Consider the following 21,701-nt stretch of genomic DNA (forward strand, 5'->3'; position numbering starts at 1 on the left):
CTTCAACAACCGCTTATGGAAGGGCGCGCGGCGAGCGCCGGTCGAAGCGGCCGGACGGCGCGATCGTGACCGACGCCACGCCGTCCGTGGGAGAGCCGGATAGGCCGGAGGCCCTCCGGTTCGTTTCTGGATCTACGCCATCGCGGGCTGACGTAGACTGGGGGGGCCTCGGCTACGGCCAGCGCGTGAATGGCCCCTAGAGACCTGCCCAAGTCGCCGCTCGCCGCCTTCCTCCTCGCCCACGGCGCGGAGATCCTGGCGGCGTGGGAGCGCGCCGAGAGACGCCGCGCGCCGGGCGAGCAATCCCCGGGCTACGTCGCGCTGCGCGACGAGCTGCCCACCGTCTTCGAGCGCATCGCCGAGCGCCTCGACGCGGCCGTGTCCGCGGCGGTGGTGCCGCAGAGCGACGAGGCGCGCGACTCGTGGACCGGCGTCGAGTCGCTGTCCGCCGAGTTCCCCGAGCCGCTGCTCGGCTTCCGCGTGCTCGACAGGCTGCGCGACGGGTTCGAGCTGGAGGACGTGACGGCCCAGTACTCGGTGCTGCGCCGCTGCGTGCTCCGGCTCCTGGAGCGGACCGGCACGCAGCCGTCGTGGCTCGAGATGACCGTCCTGCACGAGGCGCTCGATCAGGTGATCATCGATCCGGCCACGCGGAGCGCCGCGGCCCGGGAGCGCGCGCTCGGGGCGCTCGATCGCGTCTCGGCCGAGGGCATGGGCAGCGTGCACATCGACCGGCTCCTGCGGCGGCTGATCGAGGTGCTGATCGAGTCGGCGCGCTCGGTCGACTGGGCGGTGATGCTGCTGATCGAGGGCGAGGTGCTGCGGATCCGCGCGGCCATCGGCGTCGACGAGGCGCTGTGGGGCCTGCGCGCCTACCGGCTGGCCGAGGGGTTCGTGGGCCGCGTGGTCCGCGAGCGGCGCCCGGTGGCGCTGCGCTCGGCGGCGCCGGATCCGCTCGCCACCGACGCCGGGGGCGGCGCGGCGGGGCCCGAGTCGGGCGCGCAGAGCGAGCGCCCGAGCGACGCGCTGCACGCGCTCTACGGCGTGCCGATGCTCTCGGAGGGCCGCCTCGTCGGCGTCGCGGTCGTGAGCTCCCGGCGCGTGGCCGAGTTCTCCGAGGGGGACCGGCTGCTCTTCAGGAAGGCGGCCGAGCGCGCGGCCGCGCTCGCGACGCAGGCCCAGCTGCGCGAGCAGCTCGCCTCGGAGCGCAGCCGGTTCGAGACGGCGATCCAGCGGCTCCCGGTCGGCGTGGCCGTGGCGGAGGGAGCGGCGGGCACCCTCGCGCTCAGCAACCGGCGGTTCGCGGAGATCGTCCGCGGCCCCGAGGAGACCCCGAGCAACGCGCCGATGCGGACGCTGCTCAGCGAGGCGGACGACGACCAGCGCGCGCGCTGGCTGCTCTTCCGGGCGCTGCACGGCGGCGAGACGGTCGTCCGCGAGGAGCTCGAGTTCATCCGCGGCGACGGGGAGCGCCGCCTCGGGAGCTTCAGCGCGACGCCTGTGCGCGACGCCGACGGGCGGATCTCGGCGGCCGTGATGACCGTCGAGGACATGACGGAGCTCCGGAAGGCCGAGCGCGGCCGCGAGCTCGTGATCGAGGCGAGCGCGCTGCTGGCGGAGTCGCTCGACCACGACGCGACGGTCGAGCAGCTGGTGCGGCTCGGCGGCGAGCGCTTCGCGGACCTCTGCGCGCTCGACCATGACGACGGCGGCCTCCCGCGGCTCGTCGCGTCCGCGCGCCTCTCCGATGCGCGGGCGCTCCTGCCGCGGCTCCTCAGGCACCCGCCGCTGCTGCTCGGCGAGGCCGGCCCGCTGGCCGAGGCGGTGGCCCGCCGGGAGCCCACGCTCGTCCCGCTGGTCACCGATCCGTGGCTGCAGCGGGTCGCCCGCGGGCCGGAGCACCTCGCGGCGCTGCGGGAGCTCGGGGCCCGCTCGGCGATCCTCGTGCCGCTCGCGGCGCGCGGCCGCAAGCTCGGCCTCCTGAGCCTCTGGACGGTGGAGCGCGAGCTCCGGCACGACGACACGGGCGTCGCCGCGGAGCTCGGGCGCCTCGCGTCGCTGGCCATCGAGAGCGCGCGGCTGCACCGCGAGGGGGCGCGATCGCGGTGAGCCGGCGCGAGCGCGGCGGCGCCTCGCGGTGCCGTCGCGCGGCGCACGGCGGGCGGGGCGCTCCGCGGAGGTGACGGCCTGCCGGCGGCGTCGGGGCGGCCCTGCACGGCCTCGTGGTCCGCGCCGGGATGAGCCCGGGGACGCCCCCCAGGGCGGTCTTTCGCGTGCGCCGGGAGAGCGCGCGGCTTGCGTCGCGGGGGTGGATATGGCGAAGCTCCCGCCCTCGCACACCACCGTATGACCACGACCCAAACCGAACGTCCTCTCGCTGTGCTTGTCGGGGTGCAGCTCCCCGGCGTCGACGATGTCGAGCACGCCGCTGATCTGGCCGAGCTGGGCCGCCTCGTTCACACGCTCGGCTTCGAGGTGATCGCGACCGTGTCACAGCGGCGCAGCGCGCTCGCGGCGGCCGCGGTGCTCGGGGAGGGCAAGCTCAAGGAGCTCGCGGAGCTCACGGGCGGCAGCGGCGTCGTGCCCTCGGGCGCGCCCGAGCGGAAGAACAAGGCGCGCGCGCGCCGGGCCGCGGAGAGCGGCGAGGGCGACGAGCCCGACGGCGAGCTCGGCGATGACGCCGACGACGCAGACGACGACGAGGACGGCGGCGTCGCGGCGCCGGGCGCGGGCGGCGCCCGGCAGGTGGCGCGCACGGCGACGGTCGTGGCGGTCGATCACGACATCTCGCCGAGCCAGGCGCGCAACCTGGAGCGCGCGACGGGCGCGCAGGTGCTCGATCGGGCGGGCGTGATCATCGAGATCTTCCACCGTCACGCGCGGAGCCGCGAGGCGAAGCTCGAGGTGGAGATCGCGCGGCTCAACTACGTCGCGCCGCGGATGCGCGAGATGGGCGGCGGCGCGGACCGGCAGCGCGGTGGCATCGGCGGCAAGGGCGCCGGCGAGAGCGCGCTCGAGCTCGATCGGCGCAAGATCCGCGACCGCATCGCGGAGCTGAAGCACGAGCTCGGCGCGGTCCAGCGCGAGCAGTCGACGCGCCGCGCGCTCCGGCAGGGGCAGCGCCGCGTCGCGCTGGTCGGCTACACGAACGCCGGCAAGTCCTCGCTGATGCGGGCGCTGACGGGGAGCGAGGTGCTCGTCGCGGACAAGCTGTTCGCGACGCTCGACACGACGGTGCGCGCGCTCCACCCGGAGGTGCGCCCGCGGATCCTCGTCTCGGACACGGTCGGCTTCATCAAGAAGCTGCCGCACGATCTCGTGGCGAGCTTCCGGTCGACGCTGGACGAGGCGCTCGAGGCGTCGCTCCTGCTCTACGTGGCCGACGCGTCGGACCCGACGTTCCGCGATCAGCTCGGGGTGACGCGCGGCGTGCTCTCGGAGATCGGCGCGAGCGAGGTGCCGAGCCGGCTCCTGCTCAACAAGGTGGACCGGCTGCCGGAGGAGGAGCGCGACGCGCTGCGCCTCGAGTTCCCCGAGGCGACGCTGCTCTCGGCGAAGACCCCGGCCGACGTGGCGGCGCTGCGCGAGGCGATCATCTCCTTCTTCGAGGAGTCGATGGTGGAGGCCGAGCTCCTCCTGCCGTACGCGAAGCAGAGCCTCATCGGGGAGATCTACGAGAACGCGCGCGTGCTCTCGGAGGAGTACGACGACGCCGGCGGCCGGCTCTCGGTGCGGGCGCACCCGGTGGCGCTCGAACGGCTGCGCAGCCTGCTCGCGCGCTGAGCGCGCCGCGGCGGCGGGCGGAGGCGCATGCCGCGTCAGCGCGGCGGGCGGCGAGGGGCGGAGGCGCGTGCCGCGCTGACGCGGCGGGCGGCGGGGGGCGGAGGCGCGTGCCGCGCCGACGCGGCGGAGGGCAGCGGGGGGCGCCGGAGCCGGTAGCGGCGCAGGAACAGGCCGATCCCGAACGCCACGAGGTGGAGCCCAACGATCACCCCGATGAGGATCCACCGCTGCACGCGCCGAGCGTAGCACCGGAGGGGCGGAGCGCGGGCGCGCCGGGGCGCATGCTATCGTTCGTCGTCTTCCGCTCGTCTTCCGCTCGTCTTTCGCTCTGCTCGCCTCTGCCGCCGGTCCGCGCCATGAACACCCCCGACGCCGAGCTCGAAGCGATCGTCCAGCGCGGGCTGGGAGCCTACCGCGCCGGGCTGTTCTACGAGGCGCACGAGCTGTGGGAGGCCGGGTGGCGCGACGAGCCGGATCCGGTGAGGAAAGCGCTCCTCCAGGGGCTCATCCTCGTCGCCGCGGCCCTGCACAAGCTCACGCGGATGCGAAGCCCGTCGGGGGCGGTGCGCCTGCTCGACAAGGCGCACGCGCGGCTCGCGGGCGTGCCGGAGGGCATGGGCGGCGTCGCGGTCGGTCTCCTGTCCGGCGACATCGCCCGCGCAGCGCGCGCGATCGAGCAACTCGCGAGCGAGGGGAGGACAGAGCTCGACGCGTCGCTTCTGCCCAGGATGGAGGTCACGGATGAGATCGCATCGTCCTCACCGGCCGGCGCGCGTCCGCGGGCGTGAGCTTCTGCCCCGAACGGGCTCCGCAGTCGAGATTGCGCTTGTCACGTGCGACGTGGGACGCCGGCGTGACATCGTTTGCCTGGGTGGAGATCGCACGGGGGGCACCCGTGTCGGGGGGACGCGTGGCAGACGGAACGTGTGGAACCGGGATGGAGGGGCAGGCGAGCACCGCGCCTCGAGCCAAGCTGCAAACCGAAAGGAGCCGCGTGAAACGGCGCAAGCAGATCCTGATCGTGGACGACGATCAGGAGATCCGGGAGATGCTCGAGATCACTCTGGCGGAGGAGGGCTACGACGTCCTCTCGGCCAGCGACGGAGAGGCTGCGCTGGCGCTGCTCGAGCGCAACAGGCCGAACCTCATCCTGCTCGACATGCGCATGCCGGTGATGGACGGCTGGGGGTTCGCGCGGGCCTACGCGTCGTGTCCCGGTCCGCGCGCGCCGATCCTGGTCATGACGGCGGCGGTGGACGCCGGCAGCTGGGCCCGCGAGGTCGGCGCGTGCGCGTCGGTCGCCAAGCCGTTCGATCTGAACCGCCTGCTCGACTCGATCGCGGTGCACGCCGGCTCGGCGCCCGGTCCGAGCTCCGCCTCCGCCTGAGCGGGGTCAGGCCGGGCCGGGCGCGATCCCGGCCCGAGGGGCTCGGCGGTGGAGGGGCCGCTCGGCGGCGTGGAGGGGCCGCTCGGCGGCGTGGAGGGGCCGCTCGGCGGCGTGGAGGGGGCCGCCGCCGAGCGACGCAGGTCCGTCGCCTGGCGGCGGATGGGTCGTTTACGCCGCAGTGGATCAGCCGCCGGTCGCGCGGCGCATGGCGCACAACAGGTCGCCGCGGCACGGGTCGGCGGGAGCGCGGCGGTCGGTCGTGTCCGGCGCCGCGGGGCCGGCCTTGCCGTGCGGCGGAGCGGCTGCCCCGGTAGCCCGTGCGCGGCCCTCGGGCGCGCGCCGCGAGGCCGTGGTGCCGGGCTCGTCGGCAGGGACGGCGCCGTCGACGCGAGGCGCGGCGGGCGCGCGCTCCGCAGGCGCGGTAGCGGTCGCATCGACGGCGATCGCATCGACGCGCGGGAGCCGCGCCTCGATCACGCGCGCCGCGGCCGCGAGCCCAGCCGTCGCGGGAGGCCCGGGGGCGGCGTCCGGGGCCGAGACGCCCGCGGTGATTGCCGCAACCGCGGCGGCGGCCGCGAGCAGGGCGGCGGCCGAGCGGGCGCGCCACACGCGCTTCGGCGCGTCGAGCGACGGCGCCACGGGCGTGCGGGCGGACGCGGGGCCGCGCGCGGATGCAGGGCCGTGCATGGACGCTGGCGGCTCGCCGAACGGGAAGATCGGCAAGAGGTCGAGGACCTGGGGGGGAGCGCCTTCCGCGCCGGCGCTCAGCGCGGTGAGGTCGATCTGCCCCGAGGGCGCGTCGCGATCTTCGCCCGCGGCCCGCTCCGCGGACGCGGTCGCGGGCGCCGCGGCGGCGGTCTCGCCGGCCGCCGGCGCGTCGATCGCGAACGCGACCGAGGTGTCATCCGCGGGGCTGGTGACAGCGGAGCGGTGTTCGTTCCTCCACTCCTTGTGCTGCGTGCTCTTCATGGTTGCTTCTGCTTCAGCCGTATCGGTCGAACGCTGGAGTCGTGACGCTCCCCCGGCCGGTCGGCGTGTCCTTTCGTGGTTTGGACATGCGCGCGAGCGCGCGCTTGGGCCAGCGGCGCGCGCGCCGGATCACCTCGCACGACGGCCAGCGCACGTCGTTGCGCTCCATTCCGCCCCGCGCGCGGGGCGACGGATGCGCCCCGCGCGTGTGGCGACGGACGCGCCTGCAGGCGCGGTCGGGGTGCACCTGAGGCGTGCCCGTCGGCGGCGTTCGCGATCTTGCGAGCGGGCTTGCGACGCCCATACTTCGACCGCTCGGATCGCCGAGGGCGTGCAGTCGGCGGGGTTCATGACCGCGTGCGCTCGGGGAAGCTGGTTACGATCGGGGCGTCCCTCGTCGAACAGAAGTTCCCACGCAAACGCGAATCGGATACTTGAGGTGAGATGAAACCTACACGGCTCTTCACGGTTCTGGGGGCGCTGACGTTCCCCCTCGCGGTGGCTCTGGTCAGCAACGGGTGCAAGAAGGAGGAAGAGGAGCCGCCGCCGGTGCCGGCGCCGACCGTGGTGACGCCGGCCCCGACGCCGACGCCCACGACGCAGATCGTGCCTGAAGAGGACGCCGGGGCGGACGCGGCGGACGTCGACGCGGCGGACGCGGACGCCGGAAAGAAGGTGGTCACCGGCGACTCCAGCGGGATCCGCAAGTGCTGCGCGGCGCTGCGCCAGAACGCGAAGTCGGCGCCGCCCGAGCAGCAGGGCGGCTATCTCGCGGCGGCCTCGGCGTGCGACGGCCTCGCGAACTCGCCGCAGGGCCGGCAGGCGCTCTCGACGCTGCGCGGCCTCCTGCTCGGCGCGCAGATGCCGGCGTCCTGCCAGTAACAGGGACGGGAGAGCGAGCAGCGCACCGGCGGTGAGCTGGTTTCGCGCGCGAGGCATCGGCCGCCTCGCGCAGCGAAGCCAGCTCAGCCGTGCACGTACACGAGCGTGCCGCCGCCCTCGATGTTGAGGGCTCCGTGCCACTCGGACGGGACGGCGGGCTCGGTCCACTCGAAGAGCCACGCCGCGTCGGCAGGCGCCAGGTTGATGCAGCCGTGGCTGCGCGCCTTGCCGAACTCGTCGTGCCAGTAGGCGCCGTGCAGCGCGTACCCGCCGTGGAAGTACTGGGTGTACGGCACGTCGCGCAGGTCGAACGCCTCGGACGCCTCGTCGTCGCCATCCATCGTGGTCGAGACGTGCTTCGTGTGGATGTAGAACGAGCCGCGGACGGTGGCGTCGGTCTCCTCGGGATCCGCCATGCCGCTGCGACCGCTGGAGATGAGCGACGCGAACACGGGGCGCGTGCCCTCGTAAGCGACGAGCATCTGGCGGCGGATCGAGATGTCGATCCACTTCTTGCCGTCGCGCGCGAACCCCTGAGGGTCCTTGCGCAGCTCGGCGATGACGAGGTGGCTCCCGGCAAGCCATGAGCCCTCCGTGGTCTCGACGAGCCCCCTGGCGCCGCCGTGCGTGCGGCCGGTGAGCACCCAGCCCGACCGGAACGGCGCAGCGCCCGCGCCGACGAGCGCACGGCCCGAGGCGGACAGGCGCTGCCGCGTCGCCCCGTGGACGCGGACGAAGGCCGGGGCTCCCTTCAGGTTGGGATCGACGCGAGGGTCGGTGCCAGGCGGCGCGGGCGGCAGCTCGTCGGCAGGGGGCTCGGCGATGGAGAAGCTCGCGGCGTCCGAGGCGGCGCTCGCGGGGGCGTCGGCGCCGTCGGCGTCGAGATCCTTGATGATCACGCCGCGCAGCTCGCTGAGGCGCGCAGGACGCGTGCGATCGAGCGGGATGAGGTCGAGCTCGGTCGTGAGGCCGAAGCGGCGGTCGGTCCACTCGAAGGTCGTGATCAGGCCGAACGCGGAGCTCTCCTTGGCGCGGCCCGTGTGCACGGAGTAGTGGAGCTTCTCCTCGGCGCCGTACGGCTTGGGGAGATCCCGGCCGGCGAGCAGGAAGGCCGGCACGGGGTCGAGCGGCAACGACGAGGGCGCAACAGCGGCGCGAGCGAGGTGGACGCCGAGCGTGGAGCCTTCGACGCGGCGCTGATCCTCGGCGGTCGGGAGCCGGAAGTAGAGGTGCGGCGGGCGCGAGCCCGACATGACGTAGTGGTAAGGCACGGGCGCACCACGGCGCGGGCCGCGCACGGCAGCGGCGACCACCTGGTGCTCGAGCGCGAGCGAGGCGCCCTTGCCAACGCAGACGTAACCGCGCGGCGCGATCCGGTACCAGCCGCCGGCACAGCCGTCGGTGCCCGCCGGGAGCTCGGCCCGATCGACCACCGCACCAGCGCGCAGATAGCCGAGCCTCGTCGAGCGTTCGTCGGGGGCGACGTAGATCCAGGTGCGCATCGCGATGCTGGCGATCTTCGCGCCGTGGCCCGGAAGGGTGGCCTCCTTCGCGGACGAGGAGGAGGCGGCAGACGACGTGAGGGACGCAGGGAACGCGGCGCCGGGCGAGGGGGAGCCAGGAGAGGGAGAGAGAGAGGCAGCGGAGGGTGCTGCCGGGTCGAGCGAGGGGAGACCCGGGGTGGCGGAGGCGGCGGAGAAAGCGAGCGGGGCGGGTGCTTCCGCGGAGCCGGCAAGGAGATCGTCGGTCGCCCTGCCGGGAGGATCCTGGGCCGGAGCGCAGGCTGCGGTCAGCAAGGCGAGGATGGGGGCGGAGGCGACGGAGGCGAGCGAGAAAAGGAGCGAGCCGGCGCCGGAAAGGGAGCCGGTGAGCGCCGCGGGGCAGGAGCGGGAGCCAGAGCGGGAGCGCGAGCGCGAGGCGCGCGGGGAGCGCTGCGATGGGGGCAGCGACGCGGGGGCGGAGGCTCGAGCGAAGGGAAGCATCGGCGCGAAGGCGAAGGCAGAGAGAGCAGGGCCGCGGGGGCGAGCGCGAGCGCGAGACCAGCGGGCGAGAGAAGCTGAAACCGGGGCCGCAAGGGGCTGAGCGGGCGAGGTGTACGCTCAACCGAGGGGGAGATGCAATCTCCTGCCGGCGGGATGGGGGGAGGCCGAGCGAGGCGTGTGCGAGAGGGAGAAGGCGCGCTAGCGCTTGACCTTCTTCGCGAGCAGGTCGCCCAGCGTGCCGAAGTTGCGAGGGGCAGGCTTGGCGACCTTGTCGCCGGCACCGCCGGCACCGCCGGCACCGCCGGGGCGGTCGCCCTTGGCGTACGACTCGAACTGGCCGCGCTCCTCGTCGACGCGGAGGGCGGAGATCGACAGACGGATCTTGCCGGACTCGTCCACGTTGAGGATCTTCGCCTCGATCTCCTGCCCCACGGTGAAGTGCTTCTTCAGATCGGCCGCGCGAGGCGTCGCCGTCTCGACCGTCGGGACGAGCCCGCGGCCCGAGCGACCCGACGTGCCGGTGATCTGGACGAAGACGCCGTACCGCTCGATGCCCGTCACCTTGCCCTTGACCCGCGCCCCCTCGACGAGCAACGGCGCGCCGCCCGCAGCAGGCGCGGAGACCGCGAGCGACGTCGAGCCGTCGCCGTCGTCGCTCGCGCGCACGACGACCGGCGAGAGGCGCACCTGGCCGGTGCTCGAGTCGACGCCGGAGACCACCGCCGAAACGCGCGAGCCGACCGCCACCCGGAGCTGGCCGTCGCCGTCGCTGAGGGCCGGGCGCTCGAACATGCCCTCCTGCTTGCCACCGATATCCGCGAAGACCGCCTCGCGAGCGATCGCGACCACCGTCACCTCGACGGTCTCACCCGTGTGGTACTGACGGCGACGCTGCTTGCCAGCTCCTTCCGACTGCTCGAAGAGCGAAGCGAACGATTCGTTGGAGGCGGCGGAAGGGCGTGACGGCGACATGGCGCGACCTCATAGCGCGAGGCGAGGGCGTGAGGAAGGCGGCGGTGAGGGGGAAGCGAGGGACGGGGTGGAAATCGGGGAGGTGAGACGGGCGGGGGGAAAGGGAGGGGAGGTGGGAAGGGGAAGGATGGGCGGGGAAGAGGGACGGGGGCGGGGGCCGGGTGATGGGCGACGACGCGGGTGGAAAGGAAAGGTGGAACCTGCCAGGGGCTTCTGCTAGCTTCGCCCGCCGCTGAATCGGGTCGATAGCTCAGTCGGTAGAGCTGCGGACTTTTAATCCGTAGGTCCAGGGTTCGAGTCCCTGTCGACCCACCATCACGAAATCGTTGAGGATTTCGCCCGCTGATAAAGCGCGCCTCAACGAGTGCCCGGAGAGGCCGTTCCCATCCGGTGACCACGCCGCCGAGCAGGCCGATCGCGGCCACGAGGTCCTCCGGACGACGTGGGCGTAGACCTCGGGGGCGTCAGGTGTAGGTGGGCGGTGAGGACCTGGACGGCCGGGGCACCACCGGCCACGGGTCTGGAGGGAGATCCAGCGGGCCGGCTTGGCTTCCGTGGGGCTGGGTCGGGTCGTCCTGTCTCGTCGGGGCACCGAGTACTACCGCTGCAATAGCGGTGAAGCGCTCGACCTGGACGGCGATTTCTGCGGAAAGTTGAGGAATCGTACTGGCTGGCCGCCTGGTGAGATCCTCACGAACAGCGTTTCTGCAACTGAACTGTAGTACTGGAGCGGAGCACATGACCATGGCCCCCAGCCAGGTCCAGCAAGCGGGACGAGATGCCGGTGCCGGAGGCTGAAGGCCGCTGCTTCAGTTTGCCGAGGTGCAGGCGCCCCATCTTCGACCAGCACCGCACGGCTTCGGCAGGTTCACCACCAGGCGGCACAGAGGGCATTCGGGGACGTGGCGCCATGCCCCTGGCTTGCCGCTCAGGGGCGGTACCGCGGATCGTCGAGGAAGGCGGGATCGGTCAGCGACCGCAGGAACGCCACCAGATCGGCCTTCTCGTCCGGAGAGAGCCCCAGTTCATCGATCTGCGGATCGGTGGAGAAATGGCCCAGCCCGCCGCGATCATAATGGTCGACCACCTCCTCCAGCGTCGCCAGCGATCCGTCGTGCATATAGGGGGCGCTCGCCGCAATGTTCCGCAAACCGGGCACCTTGAATTTTCCAAGGTCTCCCGTCCGCCCGGTGATCTTGCGCCGCCCGACGTCGCCGCCGTCGAGGTAGGTGCCGTTGTTGAAGAAGCCTTCGTTGGTGAGCATTCCGGACGGGTGGCAATGGAAGCAGCCAGCCCGCTCGGTCAGGAACAGCGCCTCGCCGCGGCGCTCGGCGTCTCCGAAGCTCGTGTCGTCCCCGCGCTGGTGCCGGTCGTAAGGGCTGTCGGCGCTGACGATCGAACGGACGAAGCTGGCGATGGCCTGGCGCAAGGACTCCTCGCCGGGAGGCCCGCCATAGGCATCCGCGAACGCCTTCACGTAGACGTCATCGCCGGCGACACGAGCGACGGCCTCGGCGAGCGGTAGATCCATCTCGTCGGGGTGCTCGATGGGCTTCCCCGCCTGCTCTTCCAGGGTAGCCGCGCGGCCATCCCAGAAGAAGCTCTCGCCCCAGGCCAGGTTCACTAGCGCGGGCGCGTTCCGCTGTCCCAGGCGGCCCTCGACCCCCCGGGAGACGGGGTCCGGATCGGCGAAGGCGTACTCCTGGCGGTGGCAGCTCGCGCACGCCATCTCGCCGGTGCGAGAGAGGCGCTTGTCGAAGAAGAGCCTCTTGCCGAGCTGGGCCCTCGCCTCGGTGAGCGCGTTGGCGGCCGGCGCTCTGGCCGCCGCGGTGCGCGCCGGAAACCCGGCGGGGATGGCGTCCGTGACGAGTGGCGGCAAAGGCCCAGGGGCCGCCGACCCGTCGTCGCCGCATCCGCCCGCAAGGAGCAGCGCCGCCAGGCCGATGGCTCCTCCACGGTTGAAGCCCGGCATCACGGACCGAAGGCGAACACCGTCAGGTCGGGGATGCCGCGCCGCAGGCGCTCACCCGCGAGGAGCTCGTCTCCCACGGGCCCGGGCGGCGCGACGAACCCGGTCAAGTCGACGTCCGCCGTGGCGCCCCCGAAGACCTCGTCCATGACGACCCGGACGACCTTGCCCGTCGCGCCGCTCGCGGGCACGGACAGGGCGCCTCGTACCTCGGTCCTGGGGGCGAGATCCATGACCAGGTTGCCTCCCATGTGGACCGCCGGCGGAAGCCTGGCCGTCCCTCCGTCCGGATCGACGGGACCACCCCCGGCCGGCGGAGCCACCGTGGCCTCGTAGCGCAGGAAGAGGTAGCCAGTGTGCGGCCACGTCATCTGGGAGGCTTCCGACAGAGGCGCGACGCTCGTTTCGGGCCGGGAGATGTTGCAGGCCTGGTGCAAGCCCCAGACGAAGCTGACGCCTTCATAGCTGCCAGCCGGAGCGCGCAGCCGGAGCGTCGCCGAGCCGAGGTCCTCGGCGTTGTAGAAGTGGACCCCGTAAGGGGTGGGGGCGCCGTCCGGGCCGACGATATCGACGAACATGAGATCGCCGTCCGCCCCGATCAGCGCCGCGTGCGAGACGTAGAAGCGAACGTTGAGCGGCGTGACGGTGCTGCCGTCCGGCGCGACGTTCGGCTCGCCGAACAGGAACGGCTTGCCGCCGAGGACGAGCTCGAACGCGAGCTCGACGATAGTGCCCTGGGTCCTGATGGACGCCGGCCGCTCTGCGCAACCGGTCGGCCCGGTGGCCTCGGCCTGGCCGCCCGCGCCGCCGGCGTCGGGGTGGGCGGCCGCTCCACCCGTGCTGCTCGCTCCACCGGACCCGTCGGGCTGGCCGCCGCCCGCCCCGCCGGTCCCGGACGCCATCTGCTGATACGAGCACGCGCCGCCAGCGGCTGCGGCGCCTAATAGCAACCCGATGGACCGGAACAAGCCAGGAGATTTCATCGTGGGATCGATTGTACGCGATGACGCACCACACGGGAACAGATGACGCATCGCTGGGATTTCGCTGGGCGAGACGCGGGGAGGGCGGGCGGCCATGCGCCGCCGGGCCAGCCAGCACGATTGCGCCGGGGCGGTGCGGACACGAACAGGGGCGCTCTGCGGCATGACGGCGGGCGGTGACACGCAGGGCAATGGGGCGCGCGCGATAGAGTGTTGCGACGAGCCTCCCGCTTCAGCCGCTTCATCGCCTCGTCGGTCAAGGTCGACGCGCGGATCGAGCCGCGCAGCGCGCACCCCGCCAGGCCTGGTTTCGAGAGCAAGAAGCGGAGTGATCGGCGCACGCCACGCCGGCAGAGTGCTGCTCGTCGGCCGGACGAACCGGCCGCGAGGAGGATAGCGAATCATGACTGCGCTCTCGAACAAGGTTGCCATCGTCACCGGCGCAAGCGCCGGTATCGGCCAGGCCACGGCCAGGCTGTTCGCCCGCGAGGGAGCTCACGTGGTCGTCGGCGCGCGGCGGAAGCAGGAGCTCGACGCGCTGGTCGACGAGATCCGCCGGGCGGGCGGCGAGGCGGTCGCGCTGGCCGGGGACGTGGGCGACGAGGGCTACGCCCGCGCGCTGGTCGAGGCGGCCGTCGAGCGCTTCGGCCGGCTCGACGTCGCCTTCAACAACGCCGCCACCGTCGGCGCGCTGCGCCCCGCACCGGAGCTCTCCCTGGCCGAGTGGGACGAGGTGATCCGGGTGAACCTGACCGGCGCGTTCATGGCGGCGAAATATCAGATCCCAGCGATGCTTGAGCGCGGCGGCGGCTCGATCGTGTTCACGTCGACGTTCGTCGGCTACACGGTCGGGATGCCGAACATGGCGGCCTACGCCTCGAGCAAGGCCGGCATCATCGGGCTCACCAAGGTGCTCGCGGCCGAGTACAGCGCGCGCGGGATCCGCGTCAACGCGCTGCTGCCGGGCGGCACGGACACGCCGATGGGACGCACGGTGATGAATACGCCCGAGGCGATCGCATTCGTGCGCGGACTGCACGCGATGAAGCGCATCGCGGCCCCCGAGGAGATCGCGCAGACTGCGCTCTACCTTGCGTCGGACATGTCGAGCTTCACCACCGGCGCCGCGCTCCTCGCCGATGGCGGCGTGTCGATCACCCGCACCTGACGGCAGATCGTGGCGCGACAAGGCCGCTCGGGCGCGCCGTCGCTCCTGAGCGGCCCCGCGCCGCCGCAAGGTATCCACGCTTCAGGTGATCGACAACTCCGACCCGGTAGTGATCGTCGAGCCCGCGACCCCAAGCGATACGGGAGCCGCGGACAGGGTCTCGAGGATCGTCGACATGCGCCTGCGGCCCAACGGTCCGATCACGGGATCAGCGGTCGACCTTGAAGCGCATGCCCCCGCCAAAGCTGACCGTCCACGCCTCCTCGAGGCGGTATGGGTTCCAGAACATCCGCACCGGCTGATGAAATGGATAGCCCTCGTCCAGCACGAAGGTCGGTGTCTCATCGTTGAGGTTCTCGGTTAGCCAGAGCCCGTCCCGCTGCGTCGTCATGTACATACGGTTCGGGTTCCGCGGGTCGATGGCGCACGACTCGACGCGATACCGGTCGCTGATGCGCTGCCACGTCGCGCCCCGATCTCTGGTCCGGTACAGCCCGCCGTAGAAGCGCTCGTCGTGGCTGAAGACCGCGACGTACCAGGTGCTCTCGGTCCTGTCGTTCGGATCGATGACGATGTCCTTGGTCCAGTAGTGCATCTCGGGCGAGGAGCGGTCCTCCCATGCCGACGCTCCAGGCTGGAGGAGGAACACGCCGGACCTGTCGGTGAACGTCCGGGTGTTGCCGGGCTGATGGCCAGAGTAGCTGGCGACGATGCTTCCGTCCTTCAGCACGTGGACGTTGTACGGGTGACCCTGCGTGCGCGGCGGGGCGGGGAGCGCGGCGGGCGTCGCCCCCGTCGCGCTCAGATCGAGGCGATGGATCCCCCCCGTCAGGCTGTTGACCACGCTCGCGTAGAGCTGGTCCGGATCGTTCGGATCGAGCGCCAGCCAGACGACGGGACGGCCGAGATCGGCGGAGAGCGACCACGTGGCGCCCTTGTCGGTGGAGACCATGATTCCCCCTCTGGCAGGGCGGCTCGGCGTGCCGTCGAGGCGCGCGTCGCGCAGGTAAGGGCTCTGGTAGATGTCATGAACGCTCCCGGTCGCGGCGTAGAGCGCCCCCGTGTACGGATGCCGGACCACGTGATAGGTGGTGTTCAGGAACAGGCCGTTCGCGCCGTCGCGAGACCAGGACTCTCCGCCGTCCTCGCTGAAGCCGCTGCGAATGTCCGTGAGCGACGCGAACATCGTGTCCTTGTCGTAGAACGTCAGCCACCAGCCCGACGTTTGCTCGACGCCGCTCGTGCGGTAGACGCCGGACTTGGGCGTATCTGCTCCCCTTGGGTTCTCATCCGCTGGTTTCACGTAGGCCTGCTGAAAGGTCCTGCCCCCGTCCTCGCTGACGTGGACGAAGCCGAGATCCGTGAGGGCCACGCGGCGGGGATCCGTGGGCGACACCGAGAGGCCGAGCGCGTACTCGCCGAACTCCCAGCTCATGTCTCCGTCGAACCCGCTCCATCCGGTATCGATGTTGGCGTTGTGATCGGTGCGGAGCACGTGCTGCCAGGTCTGTCCGCCGTCGATCGTGCGGAGGACAATGGGTGAGAGCTTCTCGCGATCGCCGCCGGCGACGTACGCGACGCGGGCGTTGTCGTCGGACATCGCCACGAAGGCGAGCTTGTCGCTCGGGCCGAGCCCGGACGTCGCGGTCTCCCAGCGCGTCGCGCCGAGCTTCAGCCGGTAGAGCCCAGCGTACGCGTCCAGCTCCCCGCCGGTCGTGTTCGCGGTGACGAGAGCGTTGCCTTCGCTGTCCATCGCCGAGAACGTGACCGCGAAGAAGCGCGTACTCCTTCCGTGCCTGGAGCCGGCGAACGAGACGATCTTCTCGCCCGCCGGTATGCCGCCGATCGACGTGTCGATGGCGAAGGTGTCGCCGCCGTTGTGCGAGACGAGCAGCCCGTCGCTCGTACCAACATAGATGTCGCGCCCGTCCCAGTACACGCCGCCGACCAGAAGGCCGCCCGGCCAGGTCGTCGCATGAACCGAGCGGAAGGTGCCGCCGCCGTCGTTCGAGAAGTAGAGCCCCGTGGAGTCCGAAAAGAGCAGCCGCCGCGTGCCGTGCCGGTCCACGAACAGGTGGTGGCCGTCTCCAGGCACCCCGGGCGTCGTGACCTTGGCACCCCACGTGGCCCCCCCGTCGGTGCTCTTGGCCAGCGTGGTCACGGCCTGGACGCCGTTCGTGGATAACCTGTAGCTCACACCATAGAGGACGTCAGGATCGGCGGTGAAGCGGAATTGTGAAAGGACGCCGCCCTGGAGTTTGTGAAAATGCAGGGGCGTCCAGCTCCTGCCGAAATCCCTCGTGCGATAGACGCCCGTCATGTCGCTGGCCATGAAGATCTCGCGGCCGTCGTGCGGGTTGATCGACGGCGAATAGAGGGCGCCCCCGCCGCCCACACCCCGCGATTGCCACCGGCGGCGCGCGCTCCCGGACCCATGCTTCTCCAGATCCTCCTTCGCCCTGCTCGTGCCCGTGGCGAGGCGTTCGCTCGACGATCTCGTCGCCGCGTCGGTCGCCGCCTTCTCCGCGCAGCCTCCCGCGACCAGCGCGATGCCAAGGACGAGCGACCTCGCCGTGGTCCTACCATTGACCGTGAATCCAACGTGATTCGTCATGCGTGCTCCTTCACGGGTGAAATATCAGAAGCACGAGAGCCTGTGTGCGACGCTTTGGAGATCGTCACGTCGTTCGCGCGAACCGGTCGCGCGACACGACAGACGCCGGCCGCGGGGGGCCTTTGTCGTGTAGTTGAAAGTCGGATGAAGTGCCGGATGTGATCATTGGATCGAGGGGATCGATCCATTGGGCGCCCACATGCCGCGGGGCGGTAGGCTCTGCATTGCCCTGCCGGAGGCGAAGCCGGGCCGCTTCGACATGGGGACCGGGTGGCCTGGCAGGCTTATCGCCCGCCCGCGACGCGGCTGATGTCCATGGGGTCGAGCTGCGCACCGCTCCTGCGCTGCGGTGCGGTAGCGGCATCGAGGGGCACGTCGGGCGCTGGTGACTGGACACCTGCGGCGCGCAGCATGGCGTCAATAACGTTTCGGTCAGCCGCCTTTGCGCGGGCGCGCTTCGCTCTCGAGGTCGGCGGGCCCCCGCGAGGGCTCGGGCGGGAGCTCAGGTCGCAGCAGCGGCAGCAACGTCCGGGCGAAGCTATGATTTTCCGCGATCTTTCGCCCCTCGAAGTAGGAAGGAGAGCGCGTCTCGAAGAGCGCCACGGCCGGCGCCGCATCGCCCTACCAGAGGCGCCGCAGCGGGTGGCGCGCCCGGGGGTACAGATCGACGGCGCGCGGGCCGCTCGGAGCCTCGCGATGGCGCGCGGTGAGATCGACGGTCAGCGCCTGCGCGACGGCGCGCGCGGCGTCGTCGCTCACCGCGAGCGGCGCGTCGGCCGAGCTGTCGAACCGCTTCGCCCAGAGCCGAAACGCCACCCGTCGGCGATCATGCCCACCGCGAGCAGCACGCCCGCGGCGAGCAGCGCTGACCGCGAAAATTACGTCATGCGGATGGAAGTACGGCGAGATCGACCAGGATTCTTCGAAGCTCGTCTACCCGCTCCTTCTCGAGGGGCTGCAGCAGGGCCCGAAGCGGCCCGACCCGTGTGCCCATCAGCTCGAGGGCTGCCGAGATGGCTCGCGGCAGGCCATGCGCGACGATGAACTGAAGGAGCGGCAGCTGGCGGTAGAAAGACCGGGTGCTTCCTTGTTTTCGAGTAGTCGCCGTGATGCCCGGCGGACTCGACCGCGGGGTGCGCGAGCTTCTCCGGCATCACCACGCGACGCGGCGGCGTCTTGTCGAAGTCTGCTGAATGGAATGAGCTGGAGGCCCACGCCAGGAGGCTCAAGGGGCGCCTCAAGGCCGTGTACGTGACGCCTCACCATCAGTACCCCACGACCGTCGCAATGTCCGCCGAGCGTCGAATGCACCTGCGACGAATCTGTGAGTCTTTCGGGCTCTACATCGTGGAGGACGATTACGACTACGAGTACCATTTCGAGGGCGCGCCGCTGCTGCCCCTCTCTGCGACCAAGGACCTCTCGTCGCGCTGCATCTACATCGCTTCGCTCTCGAAGCTCATCGCCCCGGCCATACGACTCGGGTACATCATCGCGGACAGGTCCGTGGTCGCGCGCCTGAGAGCAGTCCGTGAGCTGCTCGGTCGTCAGGGGGATGTCGTCCTCGAGCGCGCCGTGGCCGAGCTCATCGAAGACGGCGAGGTTCAGCGTCACGCGCGGCGCGCTCGACAGCTCTACCGGCAGCGTCGCGATCACCTGCTGCAAGAGCTCGCGTCGAGATCGCCCTTGCGTGCCGCGATCGCGTGCGACCCGCCTGGCGGGGGATTGGCGCTCTGGGTGCGCTTGCGCAGCTTGACTTCGGAGAAGCTCGTCAAACGCGCGCGCGCCCGCGACCTGGCCCTCACGCCGGGGTCTGCGCACGTCGCGGCTGGGTTCGTACCCGCATTTTGCTTCGGCTTCGCTGCTCACACGAGCGAGGAGCTGTCGAGGATCTGCGACACGTTGGAAGCGTGTCTGCGGGCCGACTCCGGCTCGAAGCGCCGATGAATGGCGTGCTCCACCGCCGGGCGAGGGCTTCGGCCGCATGAAAGGCTCGGCCCGCAAGAGGCTCGCGAAGGATCGTCCGAGCGAAAACTTGCCATGAGTCGTCCGAGAGGGCTCGCTCCGGGTGTGGAAGACCGGAGAGGATGCATGCTGGTACACCTTTGTTCTTGGAGACGAATTTTTCTCGTGGCTCCAGGAGATCGACCACGAGATCGCGCGGCAGGTGGCATTGGGGCGATGCCGCAAGGGTTTTCATGGCCACGTGAACCGCTCATGGGGCTGATCCGACCGCTTGCAAAGAGGTATTTGGTGGTCCTATGATAGATTACCAGAACGGAGCAAGAACCATGAAGAGATTCCTGGCCATTTACATCGGAACGGAAGACGCGCTCCAGCGAGCGCAGTGGAACAACCTGGACGAGAACCAGCGCAAAGCGCGCGAGGCTTCGGGCATGAAGGCCTGGATGGACTGGGTGACGGCCAATTCGGCCGCCATCGTGGCTCACGGCGGTCCTCTCGGGAAGACGAAGCGCGCGTCTGCGGAGGGAGTTACAGATATCAAGAACACCATGGCAGGCTACATGATCGTTCAAGCCGAGTCTCACGAGGCTGCTGCAATGTTGTTCGAGAATCACCCGCACTTCGCGATCTTCCCGGGCGACTCGGTGGAGATCATGGAGTGTCTGCCGCTTCCGGGGCAGTGACGCGCTGCTTCTTCCCGGCGCCTCGCGCGCTGTGACCTGAGAAATCCCCTCGTTCTGTTCCCGTTTTCAGCAGAAAAATTGAACAGGGAGGCGGAGAGACAGGGAGATTTTTGAGATATTACTCCCCGTCTCCCCGCCTCCCTGTGAATTTGTCCGAAAAATTGGAGGGGATGCCTCCGCGCTGTGACAGCACATCCGAGCGCGATGCACGCCACCATCGCGAGCCCGAGCGCGAAACGAGCATCCCGCGCTGGGGCGCCGGCCGCCCCCTCGCCGCCGCGTCGCTTCAGTCGAGCCGGAGGACGACCTTGCCGAAGTGCTTGCCCGCGGCGAGCTTGGCGAGCGCGTCGTTCGCGCGTTCGAGCGGGAAGACCTCGTCGATCACGGGACGGATCGCGTGCGTCTCGAGCGCCGTGGTGAGCTCGACGCACGACTGACGCGAGCCGACGAGGACGCCCTCGACGCGGACCGCGCGGAACAGGATCGGCATCGGATCGATCTGGGTGCCGAGCCCGGTGAGCAGCCCGATGAGGCTCACGACGCCGCCGGTCTTCACCGCCTGCAGCGAGCGCGGGAGCGTGCCGGCACCGCCGACCTCGATCACCCGGTCGACGCCCTCGCCGCCCGTGAGGCGCAGCACCTCTTCGTGCCACGCCGGATGCTGCCGGTAGTCGATCGTGTCGGTCACGCCGAGCGCGTGCAGGCGCTCGATCTTCGCCGGGCTGGACGATGTGGCGATGACGCGCAGCCCCGCGGCGCGCGCGAGCTGCGCGGCGAAGAGCGACACGCCGCCGGTCCCCTGGACGAGGACCGTGGCGCCGGGCGCGGGACGGGGCCACGACTCGAAGAGCGCGGTCCATGCGGTCACGGCAGCGCAGGGGAGCGTCGCCGCCTCGTCGAAGCCGAGGTGCGCGGGCGCGCGGACGAGCGCGTCCTCGGCGAAGACAACGAGCTCGGCGAGGACGCCGTCGTTCGGGCCGGCGCCGAGATGCGTGGCGCGGTACTCGTCGCGGAACGGCCCCGACGCCCACGTCGGGAAGTACGCCGAGACGACGCGAGCGCCGGGCTGCCAGCGGCGCACGCCGGCGCCGATCGCGACGACCTCGCCCGCAGCGTCGGAGAGCGGGACGAGATCGTCCTTGCGGTCGCCGCCGTACAGGCCGCGCGCGATCATGAGGTCGCGGTAGTTGATCGACGCGGCGCGGATGCGCACGAGCACCTGCCCCGGACCGGGCTTGGGCGCGGGGCGCTCGGCGAGCGTCCATGCGTCGGACTCCGAAGCGTTCTTGCGAATGATGACAGCTTTCATGGGGTGTCCTCCCTGGACACCCCATCCGTAGATCCATTCCGCGGGGAGCAGTAGTCCGCGCGAGGGAACGTCACCTGTGCTATTTCGGCACAGATCATGATCTCGCTTGCCGCGATCGAGCTGCTCGTCGCCACCGTCGAGTCCGGGAGCTTCTCAGGCGCGGCGCGCCGGCTCGGCGTCACGCCGTCCGCGGTGAGCCGGCGCGTGATGCGCCTCGAGCAGGAGCTCGGTGTGGCGCTGCTGGCGCGCACGACGCGGTCGCTCCGTCTGACGGACGACGGGCAGCCTTCTACGCGCGCTGCGTCCGCATCGTCGAGGAGCTCGGGGAGGCGACCGAGGCGATCGCGCGCGCGAGCAAGAAGCCGGTGGGGCTCCTGCGCGTCGACGCGCCGGTGTCGCTCGGACGGGAGGTGATCGCGCCGGGCCTGCCGCGCTTCTCGGCGCGCTATCCCGACGTCCGGATCAACCTGACGCTGCGCGATCAGCAGGTCGACCCCGTGGCCGAGGGGCTCGACCTGCTCGTGCGCATCGGCCCGCTCGGCGACTCGAGCCTCGTCGCGCGCCGGCTCGGCGCGAGCCGCATCGTCCACTGCGCGGCGCCATCGTACATCGCGCGGCGCGGCGCGCCCGCGACGCCGGATGCGCTCGCGCACCACGATTGCGTCGGGTACCTGCGCGATGGGCGGCCGGCAGGGTTTCGCTTCCTGACGGGGGACGGGGATGCGGTGCTCGAGGTACCCATCTCCGGGCCGTTCCACGCGAACGACGTGGATGTGCTGAAGCGCCTCGCGATCGCCGGGAGCGGGATCGTGGCGATGTTCGACTTTCTCGCGAAGGACGCGCTGGCCGAGGGGACGCTCGTGACCGTGCTCGAGGAATATCGGACGATGAGCTGGCCGATTCACGCGCTGTATCCGAAGAATCGGCATTTGTTGCCGAAGGTTCGGGTGTTTGTTGATTTTCTTGCGGAGATTTTCGCGCCATCCGGAGCGCCGCGCCGGGGAGAGCGCCGGCGGAGCGGGCGGCGTGGGTGAG

The 21,701-nt window shown here is 71.2% G+C and carries 19 protein-coding genes and 1 tRNA gene; 11 read left to right on the forward strand and 9 right to left on the reverse strand.

The features are described 5' to 3' along the window. Positions 1-189 precede the first annotated feature (189 nt). Together WMF36_RS16470 and hflX are read left to right on the forward strand one after the other, a co-directional pair. Positions 190-2,109 (forward strand): GAF domain-containing protein, encoded by a 1,920-nt coding sequence (locus WMF36_RS16470; protein ID WP_437580556.1) that lies wholly within the window; start codon positions 190-192, stop codon positions 2,107-2,109. Positions 2,110-2,346: 237 nt separating this feature from the next. Beyond that, entirely contained in the window at positions 2,347-3,783 is a 1,437-nt protein-coding gene (gene hflX, locus WMF36_RS16475; RefSeq protein ID WP_437580557.1) for a GTPase HflX, read from the forward strand. A 35-nt stretch (positions 3,784-3,818) separates the two neighbouring features. Here hflX and WMF36_RS16480 read toward each other — a convergent pair whose 3' ends face one another. Then, positions 3,819-4,016 carry a hypothetical protein gene (locus tag WMF36_RS16480; RefSeq protein ID WP_437580558.1) on the reverse strand — a complete coding sequence of 66 codons (198 nt, stop codon included), beginning with the start codon at positions 4,014-4,016 and terminating at the stop codon, positions 3,819-3,821. 123 nt (positions 4,017-4,139) lie between these two features. Between WMF36_RS16480 and WMF36_RS16485 the strand changes: the two genes are divergently transcribed. Together WMF36_RS16485 and WMF36_RS16490 are read left to right on the forward strand one after the other, a co-directional pair. Next, complete coding sequence (locus WMF36_RS16485) at positions 4,140-4,571, forward strand: DUF309 domain-containing protein (protein ID WP_437580559.1); 432 nt, start codon at positions 4,140-4,142, stop codon at positions 4,569-4,571. Positions 4,572-4,777: 206 nt separating this feature from the next. Beyond that, positions 4,778-5,170: a response regulator gene (locus WMF36_RS16490; RefSeq protein WP_437491757.1), complete on the forward strand. Its 393-nt coding sequence runs from the start codon at positions 4,778-4,780 to the stop codon at positions 5,168-5,170. Positions 5,171-5,353: 183 nt separating this feature from the next. Here the strand turns inward: WMF36_RS16490 and WMF36_RS16495 are convergent, their stop codons facing one another. Beyond that, a complete protein-coding gene (locus WMF36_RS16495) occupies positions 5,354-6,139 on the reverse strand; it encodes a hypothetical protein (RefSeq protein ID WP_437580560.1) in 786 nt (261 codons plus the stop codon). A gap of 444 nt (positions 6,140-6,583) precedes the next feature. On the opposite strand from WMF36_RS16495, the gene WMF36_RS16500 reads away from it, so the two are divergent. Further along, entirely contained in the window at positions 6,584-7,021 is a 438-nt protein-coding gene (locus tag WMF36_RS16500) for an acyltransferase (protein ID WP_437580561.1), read from the forward strand. An 83-nt stretch (positions 7,022-7,104) separates the two neighbouring features. On the opposite strand, the gene WMF36_RS16505 is transcribed toward WMF36_RS16500, so the two are convergent. Both WMF36_RS16505 and WMF36_RS16510 read right to left on the reverse strand, forming a co-directional pair. Next, positions 7,105-8,523 (reverse strand): L,D-transpeptidase, encoded by a 1,419-nt coding sequence (locus WMF36_RS16505; RefSeq protein WP_437580562.1) that lies wholly within the window; start codon positions 8,521-8,523, stop codon positions 7,105-7,107. Positions 8,524-9,201: 678 nt separating this feature from the next. Next, positions 9,202-9,975 (reverse strand): S1 RNA-binding domain-containing protein, encoded by a 774-nt coding sequence (locus WMF36_RS16510; RefSeq protein ID WP_437580563.1) that lies wholly within the window; start codon positions 9,973-9,975, stop codon positions 9,202-9,204. Positions 9,976-10,214: 239 nt separating this feature from the next. Between WMF36_RS16510 and WMF36_RS16515 the strand changes: the two genes are divergently transcribed. After that, positions 10,215-10,290 (forward strand) — tRNA-Lys (locus tag WMF36_RS16515). 613 nt (positions 10,291-10,903) lie between these two features. On the opposite strand, the gene WMF36_RS16520 is transcribed toward WMF36_RS16515, so the two are convergent. Together WMF36_RS16520 and WMF36_RS16525 are read right to left on the reverse strand one after the other, a co-directional pair. Then, positions 10,904-11,947, reverse strand: a complete 1,044-nt coding sequence (locus WMF36_RS16520; RefSeq protein ID WP_437580564.1) for a cytochrome-c peroxidase — start codon at positions 11,945-11,947, stop codon at positions 10,904-10,906. After that, a complete protein-coding gene (locus WMF36_RS16525; protein ID WP_437580565.1) occupies positions 11,947-12,846 on the reverse strand; it encodes an MbnP family protein in 900 nt (299 codons plus the stop codon). Before WMF36_RS16525 ends, WMF36_RS16520 begins: the two co-directional genes overlap by 1 nt. A gap of 484 nt (positions 12,847-13,330) precedes the next feature. On the opposite strand from WMF36_RS16525, the gene WMF36_RS16530 reads away from it, so the two are divergent. Then, positions 13,331-14,095, forward strand: coding sequence for an SDR family oxidoreductase (locus WMF36_RS16530; protein ID WP_437580566.1), 765 nt, complete (start codon positions 13,331-13,333; stop codon positions 14,093-14,095). A gap of 208 nt (positions 14,096-14,303) precedes the next feature. Here the strand turns inward: WMF36_RS16530 and WMF36_RS16535 are convergent, their stop codons facing one another. Continuing rightward, complete coding sequence (locus WMF36_RS16535) at positions 14,304-16,709, reverse strand: hypothetical protein (protein ID WP_437580567.1); 2,406 nt, start codon at positions 16,707-16,709, stop codon at positions 14,304-14,306. A gap of 621 nt (positions 16,710-17,330) precedes the next feature. Next, complete coding sequence (locus WMF36_RS16540; RefSeq protein ID WP_437580568.1) at positions 17,331-17,525, reverse strand: hypothetical protein; 195 nt, start codon at positions 17,523-17,525, stop codon at positions 17,331-17,333. A gap of 435 nt (positions 17,526-17,960) precedes the next feature. On the opposite strand from WMF36_RS16540, the gene WMF36_RS16545 reads away from it, so the two are divergent. Continuing rightward, positions 17,961-18,656 (forward strand): PLP-dependent aminotransferase family protein, encoded by a 696-nt coding sequence (locus WMF36_RS16545; RefSeq protein WP_437581922.1) that lies wholly within the window; start codon positions 17,961-17,963, stop codon positions 18,654-18,656. A gap of 344 nt (positions 18,657-19,000) precedes the next feature. Continuing rightward, positions 19,001-19,357, forward strand: coding sequence for a hypothetical protein (locus WMF36_RS16550; protein ID WP_437580569.1), 357 nt, complete (start codon positions 19,001-19,003; stop codon positions 19,355-19,357). A gap of 286 nt (positions 19,358-19,643) precedes the next feature. On the opposite strand, the gene WMF36_RS16555 is transcribed toward WMF36_RS16550, so the two are convergent. After that, positions 19,644-20,666: a zinc-dependent alcohol dehydrogenase family protein gene (locus WMF36_RS16555; RefSeq protein WP_437580570.1), complete on the reverse strand. Its 1,023-nt coding sequence runs from the start codon at positions 20,664-20,666 to the stop codon at positions 19,644-19,646. Positions 20,667-20,762: 96 nt separating this feature from the next. On the opposite strand from WMF36_RS16555, the gene WMF36_RS16560 reads away from it, so the two are divergent. Continuing rightward, the gene (locus WMF36_RS16560; protein ID WP_437580571.1) at positions 20,763-21,080 is read left to right on the forward strand and encodes a helix-turn-helix domain-containing protein; all 318 of its coding nucleotides are present in this window, start codon (positions 20,763-20,765) and stop codon (positions 21,078-21,080) included. Beyond that, positions 21,032-21,700: a substrate binding domain-containing protein gene (locus tag WMF36_RS16565; RefSeq protein ID WP_437580572.1), complete on the forward strand. Its 669-nt coding sequence runs from the start codon at positions 21,032-21,034 to the stop codon at positions 21,698-21,700. Before WMF36_RS16560 ends, WMF36_RS16565 begins: the two co-directional genes overlap by 49 nt. Position 21,701: the final 1 nt, after the last annotated feature.

The organism is Sorangium sp. So ce887 (assembly GCF_051521455.1).
Classification (GTDB): domain Bacteria; phylum Myxococcota_A; class Polyangia; order Polyangiales; family Polyangiaceae; genus Sorangium.